Raw genomic sequence first — 4604 nt, forward strand, 5'->3', positions numbered from 1 at the left:
GCCGGTGGTGGTGTCGGGTCGTGACGGGGCGGTGGTGCGGGAGCAGGCGGGGCGCTGGGCGTCGTGGCTGGCCGGGCAGGAGGGGGTGCGTCTGGCGGATGTGGCGCGGACGGCCGCGGTGCACCGTACGCACTTCGAGTCGCGGGCGGCGGTGACGGCCGACTCCCTCGACCAGCTGGTGGAGGCCCTGCGGGCACTCGCCGACGGCCGCCCCCACCCCGCCCTCACCCAGGGCACCGCCGCACCGCGCGGGAAGGTCGTGTTCGTCTTCCCCGGCCAGGGCACCGACTGGGAGGGCATGGGGAGTTCGCTGCTGGAGCAGAGCGACGCCTTCCGGGACACCGTGACGGCCTGCGACGCGGCGCTGCGGCCGTACACCGGCTGGTCCGTGCTGGAGCGTCTGCGCGGCGAGCACTCCGGCTCCCTGCCCCTGGAGCGTCTGGACGTCGTCCAGCCCGTGCTTTTCGCCATGTACGTCGCGCTGGCGGCGGCCTGGCGGTCGCTGGGCCTCGAACCCGCCGCGGTCGTCGGCCACAGCCAGGGCGAGGTGGCCGCGGCCGTCGTGTCCGGCGCGCTGACCCTCGACGAGGGCGCCCGCATCGTGGCGCTGCGCAGCCGCGCGCTCCGGTCCGACGGCGGCGGTGGCGAGATGGCCGTCGTCGAACTGCCCGTCGCCGAGGTGCGGGAGCGCATCGCGCCGTACGGTGAGGCCCTGTCGATCGCCGCGGTCAACACCGGCCGCTGGACGGTGATCTCCGGCGACACCGACGCGATCGAGGACGTCCTGATCGAGCTGGACGACGAGGACATCTCGTGCGGGAAGCTCAACGCCGCCTGCGCCTCGCACAGCGCGCACATGGACCCCCTGCTGCCGGGCCTGCGAGCCGAGTTCACCGTCCTGCGCCCGCGGCACACCGGCGTACCGTTCTACTCGACGGTCACCGGCGGGCCCCTCGACGGAACCGGACTCGACGCGGACTACTGGTGCCGCAACCTGCGCGAGCCGGTGCGCCTCGACCTGGCCCAGGCCCGGCTGCTGGACGACGGCTACGACGTGTTCGTCGAGGTCAGCCCCAGCCCGGTGCTGGTCATGCCGCTCACGAACGGCTGCGCCGACACGGACGGCCTCGTCGTGCCGAGCCTCCAGCGCGGTCACGGCGACCTGGGCGACCTCCTGCGCACCCTCGCCCTGCTGCACGTCCAGGGCCTCGACGTCGACTGGAGCCGCGCCCTCGGTGCCGGGCTCCGGCGCGCGGACGCGGTACTCCTGCCCACGTACGCCTTCCAGGGCGAGCGCTACTGGGCCGATACCGCACAGGGGACGGGCGACGCGAACTCGATGGGCCTCGTCGCCGCGCGGCACCCCTGGCTGAGCGCCGTCACGACGCTGGCCGGCGGAGAGGGACATCTGTTCACCGGCCGGCTGTCGACGGCGCTGCACCCCTGGCTGAAGGACCACGCCGCGTTCGGCACCGTCCTGGCCCCCGGCACCGGTCTGCTGGAGCTCGCCCTGGTGGCGGCACGGGAGACCGGCGCCGGACACGTCGGCGAACTCACCCTGTCCGAGCCGCTGATCCTCGACGACGGCCGCGCCGTGCACCTTCAGGTCGCGGTCGACGCGCCCGACCTGAAGGGCGAGCGCTCCATCGCCGTCTACTCGCGGCCCGAGTCGGACCGGGAGCACTGGACCTGCCACGCCTCCGGACGGCTGCTCGACGGCCTCCCGGAGGGCCACGACCAGGGATTCGAGAGCCTGCGGGACTGGCCGGCCCCCCAGGCCGAGGCGGTCCCCCTGGACGGGTTCTACGAACGGCTGGACGCCCAGGGCGTCGGATACGGCCCCGCCTTCCGGGGCCTGACCGAGCTGTGGCGTGACGGCGACACCGCGTACGGCCTCGTCCGCCTCCCCGAGGGAGTCCCGGCCCAGGACTACGGGATGCACCCCGCCCTGCTCGACGCCGCCCTGCACACCGTCCAGGCCGTCCGGGACCTGGACGAGTCCGACCGGCGCGTGCTGCTGCCCTTCGCATGGGAGAGCGTGGAACTCCACGCCACGGGCAGCTCCACCCTGCGGGTGCGCGTGGACCTGGACGGCGCGCGCTCCAGCGCCCGGCTGTGGGTGGCCGACGCCGAGGGCAGGCCGGTGGCCGCGGCCCGCGCGCTGCGGATGCGCGAGGCGAGCGCGGAACAGCTGCGGGCAGGCCGCCCGGTGGAGCACCTCCACCAGGTGGACTTCCAGCCGCTCCTCGCCCCGGTGACGCGGCAGGAGACGGCTGCGACCTGGCTGCTCGGCGACGAGCGCTTCCTCGCCGGGCCGGCCGACGTCACGGACACCGGACACATCGAGCACCTCGCCGGTGCGGACGCCCTCACGGCGCGTCTCGCCGAGGGCTCCCCGGCGCCCGCTCGGCTGATCGTCCTCGCCGCCTCCGCCCCGGGCACCGCCGGTGCCCAGGGCACACCGGACACGGACGACGGCAGCACCGTCGCGGACCTGCGGGCACGCACGGCCGGGACCCTGGAACTGCTGCGTGCGCTGCTGGCCGAGGAACGGCTCGGTTCCACCGAGCTGGTCTGGGTCACCCGCGGCGCCGTGGACACCGGCGACGGTGTGCCGGACCTCGCCCACAGCGGTGTGTGGGGCCTGCTGCGGGCGGCCCGCACGGAGCACCCCGAGCGGGTCCTGCGCCTCATCGACACGGACGGGCCCTCCCCGGCGCTGGCCCGCGCGCTGACGGTGACGGACGAACCCGAGATCGCCGTACGGGGCGAGGCGCTGCTCGCCGCCCGCCTGGTCCGTGCCACCGGCACCGTCGGCGGCGACGGCTCCGCGCACGGCCCGGACCCGGACGGCACCGTACTCGTCACCGGAGGCACGGGTGAGCTCGGCCGGCAGGTCGCCGCGCACCTCGTCCGCGCACACGGAGTCCGCCACCTCGTGCTGACCTCCCGCCGCGGCCCCGACGCCCCCGGCGCGTCGGACCTCGTACGCGAACTCCACGACGCCGGCGCCGAGACCGTACGCATCGAGGCGTGCGACGTGACCGACCGCGGCCGGCTCGCGGACATCCTGGCCGCCGCGCCGGACGGCCGCCCGTGGACCGGAGTCGTCCACCTGGCGGCCACACTCGACGACGGCCTGCTCCAGAACCAGGACCCCGGACGTCTGTGGACGGTCATGGGCCCGAAGGCGGCCGGAGCGGTCCACCTCGACGAGCTCACCCGCCGGGTCGGCGCGGACCTGTCCCTGTTCGTGCTGTTCTCCTCGGTCGCCGGGATCCTCGGCGGTGCCGGCCAGTCCACCTACGCCGCCGCCAACACCGTCCTGGACGCGGTGGCCGCCCGCCGCCGCGCAGACGGCCTGCCCGGCACGAGCCTGTCCTGGGGCCTGTGGGAGCCCAACGGCGCCGGAGTGACCGACGCCCTGAAGGACGCCGACCTGGCCCGGATGCGCCGCCGCGGCATCTCCCCGCTGACCTCCGGCCAGGCGCTGCGCCTCCTGGACGCCGCGCTGTCCCGCCCGGAAGCGCACCTCGTGCCGGTCAAGCTGAGTCCGGGAGCGCTGCAACGCGGTCTCGACAAGGGGGAAGAGACACCCGCCCTGCTGCGTGGACTGCTCCGGGGCAGGCTGCGTCGCGCCCAGGGCGCGACGGCACCGGTCACCCTCCGAGACCGGCTGCGTTCCGCGTCCGCCAAGGAACGACGCCGCACCGTCCTGGAGGCGGTCCGCCGCGAGGCCGCCGTGGTGCTCGGCCTCCCCGGCCCGGAGGCCGTGGACGCGCACCAGGTCTTCAAGGAAGCGGGCCTGGACTCCCTCATGGCGGTGGAACTGCGCAGGCGCCTGTCCGCGGAGACCGCGCTCACCCTGCCGGCCACCCTGGCCTTCGACCATCCGACCCCGGACTCCGTCGCGGCGTTCCTGCTGGACCGACTGCCGCAGGACGACGTTCCCGAGCGCCCGGGACGCCGGGCGGGGACCGGCCCGCTGACCGAGGTGCAGATCGACAGCCTGGTGGAACTCCTGCGGTCCGCCACGCCGAAACAGCTCGAGTCGCAGGGCCTGGCATCGGCCTTCCTCGATCTCAAGGAGGGCCTGACGAAGACCGTCACCACCGCGGAAGCGGCCCCGCTCGACCTCGAGGCCGACAGCACCGAAGACCTTCTGCAGTTCCTTGACGACAAGTTTGGAGTCAGTTCATGACCGCGCCCGACGTCGAGAAGCTCGAGTCCTACCTGAGGCGTGCCACGACGGCCCTGCTGAAGACCGAGAAGGAACTCGACTCGGAGCGGGCCGCCCGCACCGAGCCGATCGCGGTGGTGTCGATGGCGTGCCGCCTGCCGGGTGGTATCGACACGCCGGAGGCGTTCTGGGAGTTGCTCGCGTCCGGTGGGGATGCGGTGGGCGGGTTCCCGGGGCGGTGGCGGGGGCTGGATCTGTTCGATCCGGATCCGGAGGCGGAGGGCAAGAGTTACGGCTGTGAGGGCGGGTTCCTGGCGGACGGGCATGTGGAGGACTTCGACGCCGGGTTCTTCGGTATCTCGCCGCGTGAGGCGGTGTCGATGGATCCGCAGCAGCGGCTGGTGCTGGAGGTGTCGTGGGAGGC

At 74.3% G+C, this 4604-nt stretch carries 2 protein-coding genes; both read left to right on the forward strand.

The genetic code is table 11. The features are described 5' to 3' along the window. Nucleotides 1-4201: acyltransferase domain-containing protein (locus ACFW6P_RS31970; RefSeq protein WP_386425768.1), on the forward strand; the 4201-nt coding region annotated here is incomplete at its 5' end. Beyond that, nucleotides 4198-4604: beta-ketoacyl synthase N-terminal-like domain-containing protein (locus ACFW6P_RS31975; RefSeq protein ID WP_386425770.1), on the forward strand; the 407-nt coding region annotated here is incomplete at its 3' end. The genes ACFW6P_RS31970 and ACFW6P_RS31975, both read left to right, overlap by 4 nt.

It is taken from the genome of Streptomyces sp. NPDC058741 (genome assembly GCF_042746715.1).
GTDB lineage: Bacteria > Actinomycetota > Actinomycetes > Streptomycetales > Streptomycetaceae > Streptomyces.